The organism is Streptomyces sp. NBC_01304, assembly GCF_035975855.1.
Taxonomy (GTDB): domain Bacteria; phylum Actinomycetota; class Actinomycetes; order Streptomycetales; family Streptomycetaceae; genus Streptomyces.
This window is the reverse complement of record NZ_CP109055.1, coordinates 8,942,324-8,964,718: the sequence shown is the minus strand read 5'-3', so window position 1 is coordinate 8,964,718 and position 22,395 is coordinate 8,942,324. Positions and strand designations below refer to the sequence as shown.

Below are 22,395 nucleotides of genomic sequence, written 5' to 3'. Positions count from 1 at the left end.
TGAAGTGTTCTGAAGTTACGGGTTCAGGGGTGGTTCAGCTGGTGGCGTCGAGCCAGGGCAGGTCGTGCCCCATCCGGTCCCGCTTGGTGCGCAGGTACCGCAGATTGTGCTCGCCCGCCCCGGCCGGCATGGGCTCGCGGCCGTTCACCGTCAGTCCGTGTTCCACGAGGGCCTCGGACTTGTCGGGGTTGTTGGTGAGCAGTCGTACGCTGCTGACGCCGAGGTCGACGAGGATCTGGGCGCCGGCCGCGTAGTCCCGGGCGTCGGCGGGCAGGCCGAGCTCGAGGTTGGCGTCGAGGGTGTCGCGGCCGCGCTCCTGGAGCTCGTACGCGCGCAGCTTGGACAGGAGCCCGATGCCGCGTCCCTCGTGACCGCGCAGGTAGACGACGACGCCGCGACCCGCGTCCTGGATGCGTTCCATGGAGGCGGTCAGCTGAGGGCCGCAGTCGCAGCGCAGCGAGTGGAAGACGTCGCCGGTCAGGCACTCGGAGTGCATCCGGACCAGGACGTCCTCGCCGTCGCCGATCTCGCCGTGGACGAGGGCGACATGCTCGACCCCGTCAGTGGCGGAGCGGTAGCCGTACGCGGTGAACTCCCCGTAGGCGGTGGGGAGTTGGACGGCGGCTTCGCGGCGGACGGTGGGCTCGGCGGTGCGGCGGTAGGCGATCAGGTCCTCGATGGAGATGATCGTCAGGCCGTGCTTGCGGGCGAAGGGGATCAGCTCGGGCAGGCGGAGCATCTTGCCGTCCTCGCCGGCGATCTCGACGATCGCTCCGGCGGGACGGAGGCCCGCGAGGCGGGCCAGGTCGACGGCGGCCTCGGTGTGGCCGTCGCGGGCCAGGACGCCGCCGGGGCGGGCGCGCAGCGGGAAGATGTGGCCGGGGCGGACGAAGTCGGCCGGGCCGGTCTTGCCGCTCGCGAGGAGCTGCAGGGTGGTGGCGCGGTCGGCCGCCGAGATGCCGGTGGTGACGCCGTGCGCGCCGGACGCGTCGACGGAGACCGTGAAGGCGGTCTTCATGGACTCGGTGTTGTCGGCGACCATCTGCGGCAGTTCGAGCCGGTCCAGCTCGTCGCCCTCCATGGGCGCGCAGATCAGGCCGCGGCACTCGCTCATCATGAAGGCGACGATCTCGGGGGTGGCCTTCTCCGCGGCGATGACGAGGTCGCCCTCGTTCTCGCGGTTCTCGTCGTCCACGACGACGACCGGGCGGCCCGCCGCGATGTCGGAGATGGCCTGCTCGATGGGGTCGAGGGCCAGGTCCTCGGCGTTGTCGGTGCTGTACCAAACCGGGGCAGTGGTCATGCCGGGGCTCCTTCCAAAGCGGGCTGCTGTGCGGCGGCGGCGCGGGAGCGCAGCCACCAGTCGCGCATGCCCCACAGGACGAGCGCGCCGTAGATGACGTAGACGAATCCGGAGAAGGCGTAGCCGTTGGCGAAGTTCAGCGGGACGCCGACCAGGTCGACGAGGAGCCAGGCGAACCAGAACTCGACCATGCCGCGGGCCTGGGCGTACATCGCGACGATCGTGCCGACGAATATGTACGCGTCCGGCCAGGGGTCCCAGGACAGCGACGGGTAGGCCTTGAAGAGCATCGCCACGGCGACGGTGCCGGCGGCCGCGGCCGCGAGCATCAGCCCGCGCTCCTTCCAGGTGGCGAAGCGCACGGCGAGCGTGCCGTCCTGGGCCTGCTTCCTGCCGCGGGTCCAGGCGAGCCAGCCGCCGGCCGCGACGACCATGACGACGACCTGCTTGCCCGCACTGCCGGACAGGTGACCGGCAGCGAAGGCCGCGAAGAGGATCAGGCCGGAGACGAACTGGGCCGGCCAGGTCCAGATCGAGCGCTTCCAGCCCAGGGCCAGCGCGACGAGACCGATCGTGTTGCCGATCATGTCGGACCACTTGATGTGCTGGTCGAAGGCCGTGAAGGCCTCGGAGTTCAGCCAGTCGAGTGCGCTCACTTGGTGTCCCCCGGGGTGTTCGCGCCGAGCAGCCGCTCGACGTACTTGGCGATGATGTCCACTTCGAGGTTCACCGGGTCGCCGGACTGCTTGATGCCGAGCGTGGTGAGCGCGAGGGTGGTCGGGATGAGGCTGATGGTGAAGTAGTCGGCGGCCGCTTCGACCACGGTGAGGCTGACGCCGTCGACCGTGATGGAGCCCTTCTCGACGACGTACCGCGAAAGCTCCGCGGGCAGCGAGACCTTGACGATCTCCCAGTTCTCGGAGGGCGTGCGGTCGATGATGGTGCCGGTGCCGTCCACGTGCCCCTGCACGATGTGGCCGCCGAGGCGGGCGCCGAGGGCGGTGGGGCGCTCCAGGTTGACCCGGGAGCCCGCTTCGAGGGCGCCGAGGCTGGAGCGCTTGAGGGTCTCCTCCATCACGTCGGCGGTGAACCAGTCGTCGCCGTACTCGACGACGGTCAGGCAGACGCCGTTGACCGCGATGGAGTCGCCGTGCGCGGCGGCCTCGGTGACGACCTTGCCGCGCAGGCGGAAGCGACAGGAGTCACCGAGCTGCTCGACGGCGGTGACCTCACCCAGTTCTTCGACGATTCCGGTGAACACGGTCAGCTCTCCTTGTGCGCAGGGGTGTTGGGGACGGCGGTGATGCGGATGTCGGGGCCGATGCGTACGGTCTCGGTCACTTCGAGGCGCAACGCGTCGGTGATGGTGGTGATTCCGGCGTCGGCGAGGGCGGCGGGGCCCGCGCCGAGGAGTACGGGGGCGAGGTAGCCGACCACCCGGTCGACGGCTCCGGCGGCGATGAAGGCGCCGGCGAGGGTGGGGCCACCTTCGAGGAGGACGGAGCGGACGCCGTAGTGGTGCAACTCGGCCAGCAGGGCCGGGATGTTGATGCCTCGGCCGTCCTTGGCGCGCGGCAGGCTCCAGAACAGACCCGCCCCCGTCTCGGAGAAGAACTCGGGGCCCACATCTTCGGCCACGACCACCACCGTTTCGGCGGTGTCGTCAAGCACGCGCGCGCCGGGGCGCACCCAGTGGGCCTCCGTGTCGACGACCACCCGCAGCGGCTGCGCCGCGCCTTCGATCCCGCGCACGGCAAGGTGTGGATCGTCAGCACGCATCGTGCCCGAGCCGACCACGACCGCGTCCGCCTCGGCCCGCAGCCGGTGGACGTCGGCCCGCGACTCGGCCGAGGAGATCCAGCGGCTGGTGCGGTCGGCGGCGGCGATGCGGCCGTCGAGGGTGGCGGCGTACTTCCAAGTGACGTACGGGCGGCCGGTCTTGAGGGAGGTGAGCCAGGCGATGTTGCCTGCCCGCGCCTCGTCCTCCAGAAGCCCGCCTGCTACGTCGATCCCGGCCGCACCCAGTGTCTGTGCGCCGCCGGTCGCGGTGGGGTTGGGGTCGGCCACGGCGTAGACGACGCGGGCGATGCCTGCCTCGATGAGGGCCTGCGCGCAGGGGCCGGTGCGGCCGGTGTGGTTGCAGGGTTCGAGGGTGACGAGGGCGGTGCCGCCGCGGGCCTTGTCACCGGCCGCGCGCAGGGCGTGGACCTCGGCGTGCGGGCCGCCGGCGCGCTCGTGGAAGCCCTCGCCCACGACCGAGCCGTGCGCGTCGAGGATGACGCAGCCGACGACCGGGTTGGGGCTTGTACCGCCGAGACCGAGCGCTGAAAGCGCGAGCGCGCGACGCATGGCGTCGAGCTCTGCGGCTGCGGTGGGGGCCACCGGGTCCTCCTGCCTCATAGGGCACGGACTCCGGGGCCTGTCGATGACGACAGAAGTGAACGGACGTAGAGCACTCGGTGATCGGCAACGCCGGACGGCGGTCGTCCACTGATCGCGGACAAACCGTCGGCGGCGTACACGAAAATTGATCGTGCTCGTCCGCCGCGCACTGCCTCCCATCCGGACTTTCACCGTCGGTCCAGGAATTTCACCTGGTCAACCGGTCACTGGAGGTGACCGGGTCGCGGACTGTAACCGCCGGTTCGGAATTACACCGACCCCGGAGTGCGCTGCTTTTGGTACACGGTCAGTGTGCCACGCCTGATCGTCGGCCATGCGGGTGACCGTCTGTGGGCTGGCTCACAGCGGGTTCGCGTTTCACTTCACGGACCGCCGGACGGTACCTCGGCATTGGTCCATACCTATTGACGCTCTGGTCTAGTCCTTTTATGGTCTGCGTCACCTCCGAGGAGTCGGCCGTCCGGTGTGCGCACGCCGGGGGCCCTGCCCTGTTCGTCGTGCGACACCGAGCCTCCCCAGGAGGAACCGACGTGCACTCCCCCACCCGCGCCAGAGCCATGCTGCTCGGCGCCGGCGCAGCGGTCGCCGGACTGCTCCTGAGCGCCCTGACCGCGACCTCCTCGCAGGCCGCCGAGGACGATTCCTGCCGGCCCGACGGGCTGTACAAGACGCCCGGCGTGGCCGTCCCCTACTGCTCCGTCTACGACTCGGCGGGCCGCGAGAAGATGGGCGACGACCACCAGCGTCGTGTCATCGGCTATTTCACCGGCTGGCGCACCGGGAAGAACGGCGAGCCCGCCTATCTCGCCTCGGACATTCCGTGGGACAAGGTCACCCACATCAACTACGCCTTCGGTCACATCGGCTCCGACAACAAGCTCTCGGTCGGCGCGGACGGCGAGAAGAATGCCGCGACCGGCATGACCTGGCCGGGCGTAGCGGGCGCGGAAATGGACCCGGCGTTGCCGTACAAGGGTCATTTCAATCTGCTCAATAAATTCAAGAAGCAGCACCCGAACGTCAAGACCCTTATTTCGGTGGGTGGTTGGGCCGAGACCGGCGGCTACTTCGACGACGACGGCAAGCGGGTGAACTCCGGCGGCTTCTACTCGATGGCCACCAACGCGGACGGCTCGGTGAACCAAGCGGGCATCGACACGTTCGCCGACTCCGCCGTCGCGTTCATCAAGAAGTACGGCTTCAACGGCGTCGACATCGACTACGAGTACCCGACGACCATGAAGGACGCGGGCCATCCGCTCGACTGGTCGCTCGCGAACGGCCGCCGGGCCGGGCTTGTCAAGGGCTATGCGGCGCTGACGAAGTCGCTGCGCGAGAAGCTGGACAAGGCGGGTGCCGCCGACGGCAAGCACTACATGCTGACCGTGGCCGCGCCCTCTTCCGGCTATCTGCTGCGCGGCATGGAGACCTTCCAGATGCAGAAGTATCTGGACTACGTCAACATCATGTCCTACGACCTGCACGGCGCATGGAACGAATACGTCGGGCCGAATGCCTCGCTCTACGACGACGGCAAGGACTCCGAACTCGCCGCCGCGGGCGTGTATTCCACCTCGCAGTACGGCGGCATCGGGTATTTGAACACCGACTGGGCCTACCACTACTTCCGGGGCTCCATGCCCGCCGGACGTATCAACATCGGACTCCCTTATTACACAAGGGGATTCAAGAATGTGACGGGCGGTACGGACGGGCTGTGGGGCAAGGCTTCGAGCACGACGTGCCCGGCCGGGTCCGGGCTCACCAAGTGCGGTGACGGTGCCGTGGGCATCGACAACCTGTGGCACGACAAGGACGACAACGGCAAGGAATCCCCGGCCGGTTCCAACCCGATGTGGCACGCCAAGAACCTGGAGAAGGGCGTCGTCGGCGACTACGTGACGAAGTACGGCTTCCCCGCCGACACCAAGCTGACCGGCACCTACGTCAGGAAGTACGACTCGACGCTGGTCGCGCCCTGGCTGTGGAACGCCGAGAAGAAGGTGTTCCTGTCCACCGAGGACGAGCAGTCGGTCGCCGCCAAGGCCGACTACGTGGTCGACCAGGGCGTCGGCGGCGCCATGATCTGGGAGCTCGCGGGCGACTACGACTGGAACGCCGGCAAGGGCCAGTACGAGATGGGCGACACGCTCACCACGACGATGTACGACAAGTTCAAGTCGGCCTCCCCGTACGGCGCCAAGCGCTCCACGATCGATCTGCCGGGTGAGGCGCTCGACATCGACGTCAGCTTCGGTCAGTTCCCGCTCGGCGACTCCAACTACCCGATCAGCCCCAAGCTGAAGATCACCAACAACACGAAGGCGACGCTGCCGGGCGGCACGGAGTTCCAGTTCGACTACGGGACCTCGGCGCCGAACAACGCCAAGGATCAGTCGGGCTTCGGCACGACGATCATCCGCAGCGACCACACCGGCTCCAACGCCGGTGGCCTGAAGGGCACTTACCACCGGGCCTCGCTGAAGCTGCCGGCCTGGCAGACCCTGGCTCCGGGGGCCTCGGTCGAGCTGGACTTCGTGTACTACCTGCCGGTGTCCACGCCGTCCAACTGGACGGTGAGCTTCGGTGGGAAGACGTACGGGCTCGCGGGCGATCTGACCCGTGGGGCGACCGTGGTGGAGCCGGGGTCGGGCACGGGCTCGCCCTCCCCGTCGGGGTCCGCATCACCGTCCCCGTCCCCGTCGGGCGGTACGGGGGCCTGCACGGCCACGGCCTGGAGCGCGAGCTCCGAGTACGGCGGCGGGGCGCTCGTGTCGCACAAGTCGCACACCTGGAAGGCCCAGTGGTGGACGAAGGGCGAGGAGCCCGGCACCACCGGGGAGTGGGGCGTCTGGCGGGACCAGGGGGCCTGCTGACACCGCGCTCACCCTGACGACCCGGCGGCGGGATGCCCAGCCCTTGCCCCGCCGCCGGGTCTCCCTGCCCGGCCCGGCGGTCTCGCCGCCCGGCCCGGCGGTCTCGCCGCCCGGCCCGGCGGGAAACGGATTCCCGGTGGATGTCACATTTCCCGGGGCTCATCCGGTCTTCACTGGTGACAGGACTGTCGACAGGCCGGCGAACGACCCAGGAGAACAGCGATGAGCACGATTCTTGTCACCGGTGGCACCGGAACCCTCGGCAAGCCGCTGGTGCGGCGGCTGCGGGACGCGGGGCACGAGGTCCGCGTGCTGAGCCGGCACTCGGACACCCACCCCGTGGACCTGCTCACCGGCGCGGGGCTCGACCGGGCCACCGCGGGGGCCGAGGTGATCGTGCACTGCGCCAGCAGCCCCACGGGCGGGGACGACAAGGCCGTACGGAATCTGATCGAGGCCGCCCGCACGGCCGGGGTGCGGCACCTGGTGTACATCTCGATCGTCGGCGTCGACGTCGTGCCGCTCGGCTACTACAAGGCGAAGCTGCGGGTGGAGCGACGACTCGAGGAGTCGGGGCTCGGCTTCACGATCCTGCGGACGACCCAGTTCCACGATCTGGCGCTCACCTTGGCGGGGGCGCTGGCGAAGCTGCCGGTGGCGCTGGTCCCTTCGGGCGTACGTCTGCAGCCGATCGCCACCGATGAAGTGGCCGCCCGGCTGGCCGAGTTGGCGCAGGCGGAGCCCGCCGGGCGCGTGGCCGACATGGGCGGGCCCGAGGTGTTCGAGCTCCGGGACCTGGTGGCGGCGCGGCTGCGGGCCGGCGGGAAGCGCCGGCCGATCGTGAACGTACGCCTCGCGGGCAAGACGTACGCGGGGTTCCGGGCGGGCGGGAATCTGACGCCGGAACGGGCCGTGGGGAAGGGGACGTTCGGGGAGTTCCTTGCGGAGCGCGCCGGAAGCAAGGCGGGCAGCGGCGCCTGACGCGCCGGCCGGGTCAGCGCCCCGGGCCGAACAGCTCGTCCTGCGCCGAGTCCCGCGCCACGAGCAGCGCCCCGCGCAGCACCGCCGCCCCACCGAGCGTGCCCGCCCGTACGTCGGTGGCCAGCGGCGACATGGCCGCGAGGCGCGCCTCGACCCGGGCGGCGAGCGGCGCCCCGCCGGCCCGGCCGACCTCGCCCCCGAGCACCACACAGCCCGGGTCCAGGACGGCGGCAACGGACGCGGCGCCGAGGGCGAGCCGGTCGGCCAGGATGTCCAGGAAGGCGGCCCGCGCCTTCACCTCGGCCTCGTCGCGCGCACGGGCCGCACCGGCTTCGTCGCCCGCGCCCGCCTCGGCCACCTCACCGGCCTCGATGACCTCAACCGCCTCGCGTACAACAGTCGCAGCGCCCAACTCCCCCTCCTTGCCCGCCGCGAACAGCCCGTGCTCCGCCGCGAGTTCGGTGATGGCATGCGAGCCGACCAGCGAGTGGAAGCCCCCCTCGCAGCCCGTCGCCGAAGGCAGCCCCACCGTGCCCGGCACCGGCAGGAAGCCGATCTCGCCGGTGCCGCCCGAGGCGCCGCGGCGCAGGCTGCCGTCGAGGACGACCGCCGCGCCGACCCCGCTGCCGAGCCAGAGCAGGACGAAGGTCTCCCGGTCGCGGGCGGCGCCGTCGCGCTGTTCGGCGACGGCGGCGAGGTTCGTCTCGTTCTCCACCAACACCCGGGCGGGCAAGCGCTGTTGAAGGGTGCCGATGAGGCGCCGATGCCAGGCGGGCAGTCCGGAGGAGTCGCGCAGTTCGCCGGTGGCGGGGTCGATCAGGCCGGGCGCGCCGATCCCGACGCTGTGCAGCCGTACCGCCCCGGCCTCGCGCGCGGTGCGCTCCAGGAACGCCACGGCCCGCCCGTCGGCGGATTCGGCGCCGATGCCCTCCTCGACGGGCAGCCAGTCCTCCGCGAGGACCGCGCCGACCAGGTCCGTGACGACGACCCGGACCCCGTGCGTACGCACGTCGAGGGCGGCGAGGTGCGCGCGGTCCGCGACGATCCCGTACAGACGTGCGTTGGGCCCGCGCCGCTGCGCCCCCGCCTCCCCGACGACCGTGATGAGTCCCGCGTCCTGCAACCGTTCCACGAGGTCGGCGACCGAGGGCCGGGAGAGTCCGGTCAGCTCCTTGAGCCGGCCTGCCGTCAGTGCGCCCTCGCGCTGCAGCAGGCGCAGGGCGAGGCGGTCGTTGATGGCGCGCGCGGTACTCGGCGATGCGGGTGGCATACCGGGGATCCTTCCAGGCGGGCGGCGGGGCCGGGTACAGGGGCTCCGGGCCGGGCGGCGAGCCCCGGTCGCGGCAACCCACTATTTATCAGGCAGGGTTCCTGATAGTTTACGCTGCGAAGCTTGGGAACGTACCGCCGGGGAGGGCATTCGTGGGTGAAGTCATAGGCAGGACACGGGAGTTGAGGCGTGCGCGGATTGCCGTCGCCGCCGTCTTCTGTGTGCACGGGTCCGTGACCGGATCCTTCGCGACCCGGGTGCCCTGGATCCAGGACCACGCGGGGGTGAGCGCGGGCCAGCTCGGCCTCGCCCTGGCGTTCCCGGCGATCGGCGCCTCGGTCGCGATGCCGCTCGCGAGCGCGATCAGCCATCGCTTCGGGTCGCGCGGCGCCCTGCGCGGCCTGCTCGCCCTGTGGACGCTGGCGCTCACGCTGCCCTCGCTGGCCCCCAATCTCCTCACGCTGTGCGCGGTGCTCTTCGTGTACGGGGCGACCGCGGGCCCCTCCGACGTCGTCATGAACGCGATCGGGGTCGAGGTCGAGAACCGGCTCGGCCGCTCGATCATGTCCGGCCTGCACGGCATGTGGAGCGTGGGCGCCCTGATCGGCTCGGCGGGCGGCACGCTCGCCGCGCACCTGGGCTCCGATGCCCGGCTGCACCACCTCCTGGCCTCGGCCGTCCTCACGGTGCTCGGCCTGCTCGCCTGCCGGGGCGTCCTGGACATCCACAGCGAACCGGAGGCCGAACCCCCGCCGCGCTTCGCGCTGCCGCCCAAGTCGGCCCTGGTCATCGGCATGGTGGGGTTCTGTGCGGTGTTCGCCGAGGGGGCGAGCCTGGACTGGTCGGCCGTGTATCTGCGGGACATCCTCGACACCTCGCCGGGCGTCGCGGCCGCCTCCACCACGGCGTTCGCGCTGACCATGGCGGTGGCGCGGCTCGCCGGGGACAAGGTGGTCGACCGGTTCGGGTCGGTGCGGACCGTGCGGGTGGGCGGGGGCCTGGCCACGGCGGGCGGGCTGCTTGTCGTGTTCGCCGGGCATCCGGTGGTCGCGATGGCGGGGTTCGGCCTGGTCGGGCTCGGCATCGCGGTGGTGGTGCCGCTGGCCTTCGCGGCGGCGGGGCGCAGTGGGCCCAATCCCAGTCAGGCCATCGCGGGCGTCGCGACGATCACGTACACCTCGGGGCTCATCGCACCCTCGGCGATCGGCGGGATCGCGGACGCCACCTCGCTCGTGGTCTCGTTCGGCCTGGTGACCGCGCTGGCCTTCGGACTGCTGCTGTGCGCGGGGGTGCTGCGTACGGCGGGAGGCACCCGGCCGAACGAGAAGGCACCGGCCGGCCAGGCGGGGGCCCCGGCGCAGCCCTAGGGCCTGTCTTCAAACTCCCGTCTGCCTCGCGACGCCTGGCACGCTCCCCCAAGCTCTTCGAGCAGGGGGGACCCCCTCTCGCCGCACCGGGCGAAAGCCCAAGTACGTCCGGTCCGTCGACGGGGCCTTCCACCCGGCACGCCGAGAGCACGCACCAGACGCCGCAAGGCCGCCCTTCGGGCGACGACGGGAGTTTGAAGACAGGCCCTAGGGCCCTTCTGGCAGACCTCCGGCAGAAGGGCCCCGGCCCGGCCTTGACCAGGGCGGCCCTTTCAGCAACGTACGACCGCGGGTCAAGCCTTTTCGCCCGTGGCGGCCGGTGCCGCCACGGGCTTGGCCGTGCCCGCCGTGCGCGTCCGGCGGGTGGGCAGGCAGGCGATCGCGCCGATCACCACTGCGGTGAGCGGGATGGCCATCCCGGCCCGGACGGAATCCGCGTGCCCGGCCAGTGCGGCACCGGTGTCGGCCGGGTCCGGGAGCCTGCTCTGCAGGAACAGGCCGACCACGGCGACCCCGAGGACGGCCCCCAACTGTCGGACGGTGCTCAGCACTCCGGAGGCCGCGCCCGCCAGTTGGGGTCGCACCCCGCGCATCGCCACCGTAGCCATCGGGGAGATGAGCAGTCCGTTGCCGCATCCGATCACGACGAGCGGCGGCACGAAGGCCCACCAGTCGGCGCCCGTGTCCATCACCGGAAGGGCCAGGGCCATCCCCGCGGCGGTGAGGCCGAAGCCGGCGAGCAGGATGTGCTTGCCGTCGAAGCGGTCCGAGAACCGCCCGGAGAACGGGGCGAGGACGGTGGAGATCACCGCGGCCGGGGCGAGGGCGAGGCCCGCCTCCAGCGCCGAGAAGCCCAGGACGGACTGGAAGAACATGGTCAGCAGCAGCATCAGCGCGATGACGCCGAGCGAGACCGAGGCAGCGACCACGTTCATGGCCGTGTAGTCGCGGTCGCGGAACAGTGCGAACGGCACCAGGGGCTCCTGGTCCTGCCGCCGGCGCTCGTGCCGCAGGAACCAGTACGCGATCCCCGCGGACAGCATCAGCAGGGCGATGATCCAGGGCGCCCAGTCGAAGCGCTGCCCCTCCATCAGCGCGAAGGTCAGGCAGAACAGCCCGCCGAAGGCGAGGGCGATGCCTCCGACGTCGAGGCGGTGCCGTCGGCTGTTGCGGGGATCGGGCACGGCCAGCTGGGTCAGGACGAGCGCGGCGAGACCCACGGGTACGTTCACCATGAAGATCCACTGCCAGCCCCGGGCCGTCACGAGGAGACCGCCGAGCGAAGGTCCGGCGACGGCGGCGATGCCGCCGACCGCACCCCATATGCCCATCGCGGCACCGCGCCGTTCGGCCGGGAAGATCACCACGATCATGGCCATGGTCTGGGGCAGCAACAGCCCCGCGCCCAGACCCTGCAGGGCCCGGGCGGCGATCAGCTCGGCCGGGTTGCCCGCCAGGCCGCAGGCCAGGCTGAACACGGTGAACACGGCGATCCCCGCGGTGAAGAGCCGCCGGGGCCCGTACAGATCGCCCAGCCGTCCCGCGGCGATCAGCACCACCGCGACCACCAGGACGTAGGAGTTGACCGCCCAGAGCACATCGGACAGCGGCGCGTCGAAGTCCTCGACGATGTCCGGGACGGCGATGTTGACGATGGAGATGTCGAGCATCGTCAGGAAGAACCCCAGCGCGAGGACCACCAGGCTGACCCAGGGGTTGCCGCGCCATCCGCCGGGCGCCGGGGGGCCTTGCGAGGTCGCCGTGGGACCTTGCGGAGCTGTCGGGGGGCCGTGCGGACCCGTCGCGGAGCTCACTCGTCTCTCCACACCGTCGGGGGGACCTTGTTCGTGCGGTCCACTCTGTCCACCTGTCCCACGCGGCGTGCTCCGATCGCTCCGGGATAGCGGCTGTCGACCGCGGCGAGGTGGATGAACCCCGCGGTGAGGTGGGCCCGCACCGCATCGGGGTCCGCGTCACCCGCGTACTGCAGAGTCAGCGCGGACGCCGACCGCAGGGAGTCATTGCTCCGGGTCAGCACCAGCTGGGCCTCCTCGACACCCGCCAACTCCCGGGCGTGGGCGAGCACTTCGCCGACGCTGAACAGCGCGCTGCGCAGGCTGACCGAGTCGTCCGCCCGGCCGAGCACCCGCAGCGCGTCGGGGCGCCCGCAGCGGCAGGCGGCGGGGCCGATCCGGTCGCCGAGCCGGTAGCGGACCGCGGGCACGGTCCAGCCGTCGCCGCGTCTGGTCAACAGGGCGCCCTTGTCCTCCAGTTCAAGGACCTGATCGGGCATCAGATGGAGCACTTCGAAGTCGCACTCCGGTGTCGCGGTGGCCATGACGTACGTCTCCACCGAGCCGTAGTTGCCCCAGTACCCGGCATCGGGAAAGGCCTTGAGCATGGTGTGGTGCTTGGCGTCGGTCCAGGGCTCGGCCATCCAGATCACCACGTCGACCGGGAGGCTCGCCCCTGCCCGCAGCACGCCCTCGGCGAAGTCCGCGAGGGCGGTCGGGGTGCCGGCCAGGGCGTTCAGGCCGACCTCCTCGAACATCGGCAGCCAGCGCCCCACGTCCTCGGGGGCGAAGGGCCCGGACGGCATCACCGTGCAGTCGCTGCGCTCGCTCAGCGTCTGCATGTAGTAGTGGGAGGCCCACATCCGGCCGGGGTTGAAGAGGTTGAGCAGTACGTGGTCGGGGGTGAGCGGCCGCCACTCGGTCAGCAGTCGTCCGACCGCCTGGCCGTACGGCACATAGGTGAGCTTCGGCCGGCCCGTGGTGCCCCCGCTGGACATCAGTGCGGCGCCCTTGCCCCTTGCCGCGGCGCGCGTGACGGCCAGGATCTCGGCGGGGCCGGTCACCGGCAGGTCCTCGAGCCGGGCGGCACCCGGCGGCACCGGCGCACCGCCCCGGTGCTGCAGACCCTGCGCCTGGGCGAGGACGTCCGCCCAGGCCAACTGCCCGATCCTGGCTGCGACCGCGCCCATCAGGCGGCGCTTTCCCGCTGCTCGACCCACCGGGCGTGCGCGGCGACGTACGCCCGGAACCGGTCCTCGATCACCCGGCGTTGGATCTTGGCGACCTCCTCGTCCGGGGCGTAGCCGACCGCGCCGTCGGGCTCCACCTCGGACAGCCAGAACTGCGTTCCGTCCCACAGGAAGTCGGCCGCGAAGTAGGGCATGGGCAGCTGCTTCGCGAGGTAGGCGAGGGCGTCGGTCAGTTCGGGCGGCACGGGCACGTAGTCGAAGGTGCCGCCGTTGGCCGTGTTCGCGGTGAGCGCGGCGCCCTGGGGGATGCGGCGCAGCACCGTGTGCGGCTTGCCGTCGATGACGTACACCCGGAAGTCGTCGACGCCCTCGCCGAGATAGGGCTGGACGGCAAGCGCGGTGTCGGCGCCGCCGGCGAGGCCGATGAGCCCGCGCAGCTCGTGCATGCTGTGCGCAAGGCAGACGCCCGTGCCCATGCCCCAGTAGGCGGGCTTCACCAGGAGCGGGAACTCCAGGTTCGCCACGGCCGGCGCCCAGTGGCCGCTCGGGGCGTCCCGGCCGGCGCCTATCCGCACGGTCGGCACCCGGGGTACCGGGCAGTCCCGCAGGTACAGCATCGTCGCCATCTTGTCGGTGGTGATGTACGAGTACTTGGGGTGGATCGGCAGGTAGAACCCGGCCTGTTCCAGGATGGAGTAGGCGAAGAGCTGGTTGCAGACCTCCTGGACCTGGTGCGGCAGCGACCACAGGGAGGTGACGAGGATGGTGTCCTCGGGCGTGATCCGCTCGCCGTCGAGGAAGATCCTCGGCTCCCCGTCCCCGATCGCCTCGACGGTGATCGCCTCGGCCTTGTGGAGCGACATGCGCAGGCCGACGTCGGCGGCGATCCCGGTGTACTTCGTCCAGACGGCGTTGTCCTCGGCGGTCCGCTGGCGCAGCGTGCCGCGGTCGGGGTAGATCCAGCACAGCCGCTTGGCCTGGTGCCCGGCGGGGTCGGTCATGGCCGCTTTCACCTTCCGCTTCCGTCCGTGTGGTTCGGGTGGCTCGGGTGGCTCGGGTGGCTCGCATGACTCGCGTGGTTCGTGTGGTTCGCGCGGTCTTCGTGGCTCAACTGGCTTGCGGGGCTTGCTTCGAATGTCCGGATGGCGGTGGCGAACCGCTCGGGTTCCTCGAGGAAGCAGAGGTGCCCCGCCGTCTCGATGACTTCGAGGCGGGCCACCGGGAACGCCTCGGCCAGCCAGGCGCCGACCTCGGGCGGGTAGACCGCGCTCCGGCCGCCGTGCACGAGCAGGGTCGGCAGGGTGAGCGCCCCGACCCGCTCCCGCCAGTCCTGGGCGAGCGCGTCCGCGAGCAGACTGCGCAGTGCCGCCGGGTCGCAGGAGGCGCTGTGGGCGAGGAGTTCGGCGACGAGTCCGGGGGCGGGCTCACTGCCGGTGGCGAAGGAGCCGTGGATCAGGTTCGTCAGGAATCCGGCGGGATCCTGGATGGCCGAGGCCACCAGGTCCTGGCCGCCCTTGCGGTCCAGGGAACCGAAAGCCGCGTACTCCCACCCGTCTTCGTCGATCAGCCGGGGCGACTGGTCGACGGAGACCAGGCGCCGGACCCCGTCCGCGCCGAACCGCTCCAGGTAGGTCCAGGCGAGGGTGGCCCCCAACGACCAGCCCACCAGTGTGAGTTGATCGAGGCCGAGGCCATGAATCACCCCGCGCAGCTGTACGGCGGCGCTCTGCAGGGTGGGCTCTCCCCTGCCGCGCGGGGTGCGGCCGTGGCCGGGCAGGTCCACGGTGACGACGGTGTGGTCACGGCTCAGGTCGGCGACCGCCCGGTCGAAGAAGGCAGCGGTGGCCCCGAGGCCCGGAATCATCAGTACGGCGGGCCCCTCGCCGTGGCGTTCGTAGTGCATCAACGGGCCCCCGCCAGTGCGAACCGCGCGCGCAACTGCGGCTTGTCGATCTTGCCCACGGGGGTGTGCGGTATCGCGTCGACCAGGTGCATCGTCGCGTCCAGTCCGTGCTCGGCGAGTACGTCCCGGGCCGCCTTGAGGACCGTCTCCGGATCGGCTTCCGGTCCGGGGCACAGGGCGAGCACCACGCGGTTGAGGTAGGCGCCGGGCTCGACGGGCAGCGTGGCCGCCTCCGTCCCCGGGCAGGCCTCGGCGATCTCCGCGTCCACGGCCGGGGCCAACACCGGGCCCTTCGGGCCGGCGAGGGCCTCGTCGACCCGGCCGAGTATCCGGAACGCGCCGCCCGGCAGCCGCTCCGCGACATCGCCGGTCCAGAACTCCCCGTCGCGGAACGTGCGGGCCTGTGCCCCCGGGACGTGTGGATAGCCCTCGCTGGTGCAGTCGGAGCGCAGCACCAACTCGCCTGTTTCCGAGCTCTGTTCGGTCAGCGGCTCGATGCGTGCGCCGACCTCGCGCACCGCGGTCATGGCGAGGCGGGTCTGCACCTCGTCCGCCATGTTGCCCAGGGCAAGGCCGAATTCGGTGGATCCGTAGATCTGGCGGATACGGATCCCGAGGACGTCGTCCGCCTCCCGCACGGTGGCGGGGCCGAGGTAGGCGCCGCCGCACAGCGGCCGGCGCAGCGCGGAGAGATCCACCCGGCCGTGTGCGCGGGCGGTCGCGATCAGCTGGGTGTAGTGCGCGGGCAGCGCGCTCATCACGGTGACCCGCTCGGCGGCCAGCCGCGCCAGGTGTGCGGCGGGCGGCGCCTCGGGGTCGGCGAGGACCAGGCGTGCCCCGCTCAGCAGCGCGGCGAAGACATGCAGGTCCGTGGCGTGGGCGACGTCCAGGGGGTGGCGGCAGTAGTAGACGTCGGCGGCGGTCATGCCGGTGTCGGCGAGCCAGCGGCGCCGTTCGGTGACGAACTTGTCCTGGCGCCAGGCCATCATCTTGGGGAAGCCGGTGGAGCCGGAGGTCCACAACAGCCGGAAGACAGCAGTGCGTTCGCTCTCCTGCGAGGCGGAGGAGGCGGAGGCCGCCGTGCCGCTGCCGGGTGCGTCGACCGTCATGCTCCCCGGCGCATCGCCCTGCGCGAGCCGCCGCCCGGCATCCGCGCGGCATAGCTCGTCAAGGCCCACCACGGGAAGCGACCCTTCCGGTACGTGATGGGGGCGTTCCGCGACGAGCAGGACCGGCTCGGCCTGGCGCACCGCGCGGGCCGACTCCTCCTCGCTGAAGTCCCGCATCAACGGTACGTACCGCGCGCGCAGCCGGGCGACCGCGAGGATCAGCGCCACGTAGCAGGCGCTGTTGGGCAGCGCGAAGGCCACCGCGTCCCCCGCGCGCACCCCGCGGGCGTCGAGCGCGCCGGCCAGCCGGTCGGCGAGCACGATGAGCTCGCCGTAGCCGACCGGGGTGCCGTCCACGTCCTGGATCGCGCACACTTCGGACCGCTGCCGCGCAATCTCCCGTACGCCGTCGTACAGTTCGGCGCTCATGCGGCGGCCCAGGCCGCGTAGGTCCCGAACCGCCAGTCCTTGGCCAGACAGTCGACCTGGGCGAATCCGGCCTGGCGCAGCCACGCCAACTGGGCCTCCAGGTCGGCACAGATGTCGAGCTTCATCCGCTCCCGGCCCGCGGCCCATTCGTGGGCGGGGCACTCGGACCGCAGGACGTGCGCCTCGTGCAGCTGGTCGTAGATCGCCTCGACGGCGTCGTCCGGCCCGGCCAGCTGCTCGACGTTGACGAAGATCCCGCCGGGCACCAGGACTTCGCGGATGCGCCGGAACAGGTCCTGCTTCGCCACGTGTTCGAGGTGGTGGATGGCCAGGCCGGAGACCACGGCGTGGAACGGGCCCTCGGGCAGCGGGTCGAGCAGGTCGGCGACCAGCGAGGTGACCCGGTCGTTTCCGGCGAATCTCTGGTGTGCCTTCTCCAGCATCACCGGCGAGTGGTCGAGGAGGGTCAGTTCGGCCTGGGGAAGGCGGCGCAGGACCGCACCGCCGAGCAGTCCGGTGCCGGCGCCCAGGTCGAGAATGCGGGCTCGGGCGGGCACGGTGCCGACGACCGCGTGCACGGCGCTGTCGTAGATCAGGTCGAACGACGGAATCAGGTTGCGCCGCATCGCGTCGAACGTCTCGGCATTCCAGATTTCCGCTGTGCCGGCCCCAGTTGTGCCGGTCCCAGTTGTGCCGGTCCCAGTTTCGCCAGTCGCAACTGTCCCGGTCCCAGTCGCGCCGGTCTCAGGCGTGCCGGTCCCCATGGTGCTGGTCCCAGTGGTCATGTCGTGGCTCCGCATCGTCAGCTGAAAGATTCGTCACGGTCTTTCGTCCACCGACCCCGCAGCGATCCGCTCGGCCACCACCTCGGCCGGTGCGGCGGCGAACTCCCGGCCCATGACGGCGTAATGGCCGGAGCCTTCCAGCACGCGCGGGCGCCGCCACGCCCTCGATCACCTCGTCGCGCGGCACGAGCCCGGTAGATCCTGGCCAGGTCATCCGGTGCTGCGACGGCCAGGCGGAATGCCAACGGGTACCGCGCGCATGGACAATCAGAAGTCTGGCGCGCACCCCATGTGAGCCACTTGAATGTGCCTTGAACGCCCCCACTGCCTCCCCTCGGGGCGCAGGATCCTCAGCCCGAAGCGCGGACGTCGTTGTCGTACTCGCTGGTGCCGCCGTCGAGGAGGGGCGACTGATGGGTGCCGGCGGCCTTCGAGAGCCAGCGCAGGGCGTGATAGCCGGTGACCACGATCAGGGTGCCCAGGGCGATGCCGCTCAGCTCGAAGTTGTCGCTGAACTTCAGCGACACGCCACCGATGCCGATGATGACTCCCGCCGCGGCCGGAACCAGATTGAGCGGCTGGGTGAAGTCCACCTTGTTCCGGACCCAGATCTGGGCGCCGAGCAGGCCGATCATGCCGTAAAGGATCACGGTGATGCCCCCGAGCACGCCGCCGGGGATCGCCGCGACCAGTGCGCCGATCTTCGGGCACAGGCCGAACAGCAACGCGAAGCACGCCGCGGCCCAGTAGGCCGCCGTCGAGTACACACGGGTCGCCGCCATGACGCCGATGTTCTCGGCATACGTGGTGGTCGCCGGTCCGCCGACGGCGGTGGAGAGCATCGTGGCGGTTCCGTCGGCGGCGATGGCCGTGCCCATCTTGTCGTCGAGGACCTCGCCGGTCATCTCGCCCACGGCCTTCACATGGCCGGCGTTCTCCGCGATCAGCGCCACGAGCACGGGCAGCGCCACGAGGATCGCCGAGGCCGAGAAGTTCGGGGCGTGGAAGCTCGGGAAGCCGATCCAGTCGGCCTTGGCGACACCGCTGAAGTCGATGCGCCAGTGGTCCGTCACCTTGCCCGAGCCGTCAGCCGAGTGGATCTTCCCCGCCGTGCGGTCGAGGACCCACGACAGGACGTACCCGAAGACAAGACCCAGGAAGATCGCGACACGCGCCCAGAACCCGCGCAGCACCACCAGGGCAAGCCCGGTGAAGAACATCGTGGCCAGCGCCGTCCACTGGTCCTGCGGCCAGTACGTGCCCGCCGTGACAGGGGCGAGGTTGAAGCCGATCAGCATCACCACCGCGCCGGTCACCGCAGGCGGCAGTACCGCGTGGATGACCTTGCCGCCGACGATCTGGATGATGATGCCGCAGACCGCGAGGGCCGCTCCGACGACGAGCAGGGCGCCGGTCAGCGTGCCCGCGTCCCCGCCCTGACCTGCGATGACCGCCGCGACACCGACGAACGAGAGCGAGGAGCCGAGATAGCTCGGAATGCGGCCCCGCGTCATCAGCAGGAACAGGATGGTGGCGACACCCGAGGCCATGAGCGCGAGGTTCGGGTCCAGGCCCATCAGCACCGGAGCGACGAAGCACGCGCCGATCATCGAGACGACGTGCTGCGCGCCGAGGCCGGCCGTGCGCCCCCAGGTCAGCCGCTCGTCCGGCTTGACGACCTCGCCCGGCGCCAGGTGCTTGCCATCTCCGTGCAGCTTCCACCCGAAGCCGGCCATGTCCACTCTCCGATCACCCTCGCCCTGCACGCCGCAGGGCCAGGTGATTAAAGTCGATCACCACTTCGGGCACAAACCGAGCCCAGAGGGGCCGAGTGAATGAATGATTCCGGCAGGCGAGTGGGGGGCCGGGCCGCTGCCCACGCCCCTCGCGAGAGGGCTCAGCCCCCGGTCACCAAGTCATAGGCGTAGCCCGGCGTGAAAGTCCCCGGGGCGCCCTTGCAGCCGTCGGACTCGCCGGGCAGCTTCACCCACAGGTAGGCGTCGATGCGCGCCTCGCCGGTACGCAGCGTCGGCGGGCGGCCGATCTTGCGGCCGTCCGGGTCGCACCACTCGCCGGCTGCCGGGGCGCCGTTGCCGTTGCGGCTGGTGTCGATCACTGCGCCCAGGCCGGAGGGGCCGCCGAGGGCGGTGAGCACCGCGCGGGAGTACGCCACCTCGTCGCCGGTGCGGTGGAAGTTGGAGACGTTGGTGAAGATCCCGTCCGACGAACTCGCCGACGCCGCCCCGGCCTTGCGCAGCGCCGATGCCTGGGTGGCGGCCGGGTTCCAGCCCGAGTGTCCGGCGTCGTAGTACACCTTCGCCCGCGGGTTCGCGGACTTCAGGGCGCGTCCCGCGCGGGCCAGCGAGGCGAAGCGGTCGGCGCGGTCGCCGGCCGAGAGGCAGTCGGACTGGGCTATCGAGTCCGGTTCGAGGATCACGATCACCTCGCGGGAGCCGAGGCCCGCCGCGAACCTGTCGATCCAGCCGTCGTACGCCGCCAGGTCGGGCGCGCCTCCCTCGGAGGCCCCGCCGCAGTCCCGGCCGGGTATCGCGTACGCCACGAGCACGGGGACCCGCGTGCCCGCGGCCGAAGTGACCGCGCGTACCCGCGAGGTGATCGTGTCCGGTTCGTAGTCGGCGAACCACACGGCGGCGGGCCGCTCCGCGATGCGCTGCTCGATGAGCGGGCGGCGCGGATCGTCGCGGTTGGCGCGGACCCAGTCGAGCACCTGGGAGTCGGTGTGCCGGTACAGCGAGGTGCTCACCGGCGGCGCGCCCGTCTTCGTCGGCTTGCTCTCCGGCTCCTTCGAAGAGGCCTTGGGCGAGGGCGACTTGGTGGTCTGCGACGGCGAGGGTGCGGGCGAGGGGGACGCTGTGGGCACCGCGGGCAGCGGGTTCATGGTCGGCGACTGCGATTCCTTGGGCGCCGCCTCGCCGTGCTCGTTGCCGCCCTGTACGGCCGACACCATGCCGGCCGTCGTCCCCACCGCGACCACGACCGACGCGGCCGCGGCCATGGCGTGCCTGACGGCCGTCCGCCTGCGCTCGCGGCGCTCGGCGCGACGCTCGGCACGACGCTCGGCACGACGCTGCGCGCGTAAGCCTGACACGGTGCGCTTCCCCCCACGGATGCTGTCAACTGCGGTACCCCTGCCCGACCGTTCCCCCGTTTCGGGGAAGCTCCCGGCCCGGCGGACCCCGTGCAAGGCTAGGCCTGGGACGCTGCGTGCATGGCGCAGTCGGGGCAGCTCGCAGGCAGCACGGTCAGCACGTACGAGGTCGACACGGTGCTCGCGCGGATGCGCGCGCTCGGCGCGAGCTGGCCGCGGACGGATGGTGTGGCCGTCTTCAACCAGGTCTATCTGACCGTCACCGAAGAGGTCGACCGCTCCCTGGACGGCGGCGCGTTCCGGGACGTCAGAGCGGCCGCCGCGCTGGACGTCCGGTTCGCCGAGCGTTATCTGTCCGCGGTCGACGCGGCGGCGAGCGGGCGCCGGCCCGCCGCCTGCTGGCGCCCGGTGTTCCAGTACCGGCGCCATCCCGGCGTACGCCCGCTGCAGTTCGCGCTGGCGGGCATCAATGCGCACATCGGGCACGATCTCGCCCTGGCCGTCGTGGACACGTGTCGTACGCTCGGCTGCGAACCCGTCGAGCTTGAGGGCGAGTTCGACCGCGTGGGCGATCTCCTCGTTTCGCTGGAGGAGCGCATCCGCGAAGATCTGATGCCGGGCCCCGACCTGTTGCAGGTCGCCGATCCCCTGACCCATCTGCTCGGCTCGTGGAGCCTGGAGCGGGCCCGGGACGCGGCCTGGTCGGCGGCGCGGGTCCTGTGGGGGCTGCGGGAACTTCCTGAGCTCGCCGAGGAGTTCAGGGAGCGGATGGACGCGGGGGTCGGCCTGGTCGGACGGTGCCTGCTGACGCCCTGGCGCTGAGCGGAGCCCCTGGCACACCACCCGCCCCTGGCGTCGGGCGTCCGCTTCGCCTTGGCTGTAGGCCAGTTGGTGCCCGCACCCGTCCGGAACCGGACCACCCCAGGAGGCCACGTATGGCGATCAAGCTCGGACTTTCCCTCCCCCAGATGAAGCAGTACGACATCGGCCGCGACATCCCCGCGATCGCACGGGCCGCCGAGGACATCGGCTACGAAAGCGTGTGGGTCTTCGAGCGCGTGCTCTTCCCGACGCCCGCGACCCAGGGCCTGTACGGCATCGAGGGCCTGCCCTGGCCGGAGCAGTACCGCTCGGTGGCCGAGCCGCTGGTGTCCCTGACGCTGGCCGCCGCCGCGACCGAGCGGGTCCGGCTCGGCACGAGCGTGCTCGTCGCCCCGCTGCACGTCCCGTTCGAGCTGGCCCGCTCGCTGGCCACCCTGGACGCGGCGAGCCACGGGCGGGTGGTGGCGGGGCTCGGCAGCGGCTGGTCGCTCGACGAGTACGCGGCCCAGTCGCCGACGCCGTTCGCCGAGCGCGGCGCCGTCCTCGACGAGGTGCTGGACGTCTGCCAGGCGGTCTGGGGCCCGGACCCGGTCTCGTACGAAGGCAGGTTGACCACGATCGCGCCCTCCGAGGTCGGCCCCAAGCCGGCCCGCCCGATCCCGGTGCTGCTCCCCGCGAACAGCCCGCGCGCGGCCCGCCGCCTGGTGGACCGGGCGGACGGCTGGATGCCCGGGGCGATGGGCGCCGAGCAGCTCGCGCAGGGCTGGTCCGGACTGCAGCAGCTGGCCGCCGAGCGCGGTCGTACACGGCCCATCGAGGTCAGCGTACGGATCAACGCGCGGTACACCGAGAAGCCGTACGACGGCGGCGACCGCCAGCCCTTCCAGGGCAGCGCCGAGCAGCTGGCTCAGGACCTGGCGGCGCACGCCGAGCGGGTGCCGGGCGAGTACTTCTTCGATCTGCAGGGCCAGGCGCGGGACGCCCAGGAGCTGAAGGACGTCGCCGCCGCGGTGTTCTCGGCGGTGCGGGCGGCCGGGATCTGACCCCCGGCCACC

At 71.4% G+C, this 22,395-nt stretch carries 18 protein-coding genes and 1 riboswitch; of the genes, 5 read left to right on the top strand and 13 right to left on the bottom strand.

Annotated elements, in window-relative coordinates:
- Window positions 1–34: 34 nt before the first annotated feature.
- The 4 genes from OG430_RS39895 to ribD are packed head-to-tail and all read right to left on the bottom strand — an operon-like array spanning window position 35 to window position 3,703.
- Window positions 35–1,303, bottom strand: coding sequence for a bifunctional 3,4-dihydroxy-2-butanone-4-phosphate synthase/GTP cyclohydrolase II (locus OG430_RS39895; RefSeq protein WP_327357544.1), 1,269 nt, complete (start codon window positions 1,301–1,303; stop codon window positions 35–37).
- A complete protein-coding gene (locus OG430_RS39890) occupies window positions 1,300–1,959 on the bottom strand; it encodes a nicotinamide mononucleotide transporter family protein (RefSeq protein ID WP_327357543.1) in 660 nt (219 codons plus the stop codon). Before OG430_RS39890 ends, OG430_RS39895 begins: the two co-directional genes overlap by 4 nt.
- On the bottom strand, window positions 1,956–2,564 hold the full coding sequence (locus OG430_RS39885; protein ID WP_327357542.1) for a riboflavin synthase: 609 nt from the start codon (window positions 2,562–2,564) through the stop codon (window positions 1,956–1,958). Before OG430_RS39885 ends, OG430_RS39890 begins: the two co-directional genes overlap by 4 nt.
- 2 nt (window positions 2,565–2,566) lie before the next feature.
- Window positions 2,567–3,703, bottom strand: coding sequence for a bifunctional diaminohydroxyphosphoribosylaminopyrimidine deaminase/5-amino-6-(5-phosphoribosylamino)uracil reductase RibD (ribD, locus tag OG430_RS39880; protein WP_327357541.1), 1,137 nt, complete (start codon window positions 3,701–3,703; stop codon window positions 2,567–2,569).
- A gap of 144 nt (window positions 3,704–3,847) precedes the next feature.
- Window positions 3,848–3,978: riboswitch (FMN riboswitch) on the bottom strand.
- A 258-nt stretch (window positions 3,979–4,236) separates the two neighbouring features.
- Here ribD and OG430_RS39875 point away from each other — a divergent pair.
- Together OG430_RS39875 and OG430_RS39870 are read left to right on the top strand one after the other, a co-directional pair.
- Window positions 4,237–6,582, top strand: coding sequence for a chitinase C-terminal domain-containing protein (locus tag OG430_RS39875; RefSeq protein WP_327357540.1), 2,346 nt, complete (start codon window positions 4,237–4,239; stop codon window positions 6,580–6,582).
- Window positions 6,583–6,804: 222 nt separating this feature from the next.
- The gene (locus OG430_RS39870) at window positions 6,805–7,563 is read left to right on the top strand and encodes an SDR family oxidoreductase (RefSeq protein WP_327357539.1); all 759 of its coding nucleotides are present in this window, start codon (window positions 6,805–6,807) and stop codon (window positions 7,561–7,563) included.
- Between the two features lie 13 nt (window positions 7,564–7,576).
- On the opposite strand, the gene OG430_RS39865 is transcribed toward OG430_RS39870, so the two are convergent.
- Complete coding sequence (locus OG430_RS39865; protein WP_327357538.1) at window positions 7,577–8,833, bottom strand: ROK family transcriptional regulator; 1,257 nt, start codon at window positions 8,831–8,833, stop codon at window positions 7,577–7,579.
- Between the two features lie 152 nt (window positions 8,834–8,985).
- On the opposite strand from OG430_RS39865, the gene OG430_RS39860 reads away from it, so the two are divergent.
- The gene (locus tag OG430_RS39860; RefSeq protein WP_327357537.1) at window positions 8,986–10,200 is read left to right on the top strand and encodes an MFS transporter; all 1,215 of its coding nucleotides are present in this window, start codon (window positions 8,986–8,988) and stop codon (window positions 10,198–10,200) included.
- A 293-nt stretch (window positions 10,201–10,493) separates the two neighbouring features.
- Here OG430_RS39860 and OG430_RS39855 read toward each other — a convergent pair whose 3' ends face one another.
- The 8 genes from OG430_RS39855 to OG430_RS39820 form a co-directional block, all read right to left on the bottom strand.
- Complete coding sequence (locus tag OG430_RS39855; protein ID WP_327357536.1) at window positions 10,494–12,014, bottom strand: DHA2 family efflux MFS transporter permease subunit; 1,521 nt, start codon at window positions 12,012–12,014, stop codon at window positions 10,494–10,496.
- Window positions 12,011–13,183: an AMP-binding protein gene (locus OG430_RS39850; RefSeq protein WP_327357535.1), complete on the bottom strand. Its 1,173-nt coding sequence runs from the start codon at window positions 13,181–13,183 to the stop codon at window positions 12,011–12,013. Before OG430_RS39850 ends, OG430_RS39855 begins: the two co-directional genes overlap by 4 nt.
- Entirely contained in the window at window positions 13,183–14,184 is a 1,002-nt protein-coding gene (locus tag OG430_RS39845; protein ID WP_327357534.1) for an ATP-grasp domain-containing protein, read from the bottom strand. The genes OG430_RS39850 and OG430_RS39845 overlap by 1 nt, the downstream gene beginning before the upstream one ends.
- An 8-nt stretch (window positions 14,185–14,192) precedes the next feature.
- Window positions 14,193–15,086, bottom strand: a complete 894-nt coding sequence (locus OG430_RS39840) for an alpha/beta fold hydrolase (protein WP_327357533.1) — start codon at window positions 15,084–15,086, stop codon at window positions 14,193–14,195.
- Window positions 15,086–16,624, bottom strand: a complete 1,539-nt coding sequence (locus OG430_RS39835; RefSeq protein ID WP_327357532.1) for a class I adenylate-forming enzyme family protein — start codon at window positions 16,622–16,624, stop codon at window positions 15,086–15,088. The genes OG430_RS39840 and OG430_RS39835 overlap by 1 nt, the downstream gene beginning before the upstream one ends.
- Entirely contained in the window at window positions 16,621–17,250 is a 630-nt protein-coding gene (locus OG430_RS39830) for a class I SAM-dependent methyltransferase (protein ID WP_327357531.1), read from the bottom strand. Before OG430_RS39830 ends, OG430_RS39835 begins: the two co-directional genes overlap by 4 nt.
- 509 nt (window positions 17,251–17,759) lie before the next feature.
- Complete coding sequence (locus OG430_RS39825; protein WP_327357530.1) at window positions 17,760–19,145, bottom strand: uracil-xanthine permease family protein; 1,386 nt, start codon at window positions 19,143–19,145, stop codon at window positions 17,760–17,762.
- Between the two features lie 161 nt (window positions 19,146–19,306).
- Window positions 19,307–20,425: a glycoside hydrolase family 6 protein gene (locus OG430_RS39820; protein ID WP_327359434.1), complete on the bottom strand. Its 1,119-nt coding sequence runs from the start codon at window positions 20,423–20,425 to the stop codon at window positions 19,307–19,309.
- Window positions 20,426–20,638: 213 nt separating this feature from the next.
- Between OG430_RS39820 and OG430_RS39815 the strand changes: the two genes are divergently transcribed.
- Both OG430_RS39815 and OG430_RS39810 read left to right on the top strand, forming a co-directional pair.
- A complete protein-coding gene (locus OG430_RS39815; protein ID WP_327357529.1) occupies window positions 20,639–21,340 on the top strand; it encodes a DUF5995 family protein in 702 nt (233 codons plus the stop codon).
- A gap of 113 nt (window positions 21,341–21,453) precedes the next feature.
- Window positions 21,454–22,383 (top strand): LLM class F420-dependent oxidoreductase, encoded by a 930-nt coding sequence (locus OG430_RS39810; RefSeq protein WP_327357528.1) that lies wholly within the window; start codon window positions 21,454–21,456, stop codon window positions 22,381–22,383.
- The last annotated feature ends 12 nt before the right edge of the window (window positions 22,384–22,395 follow it).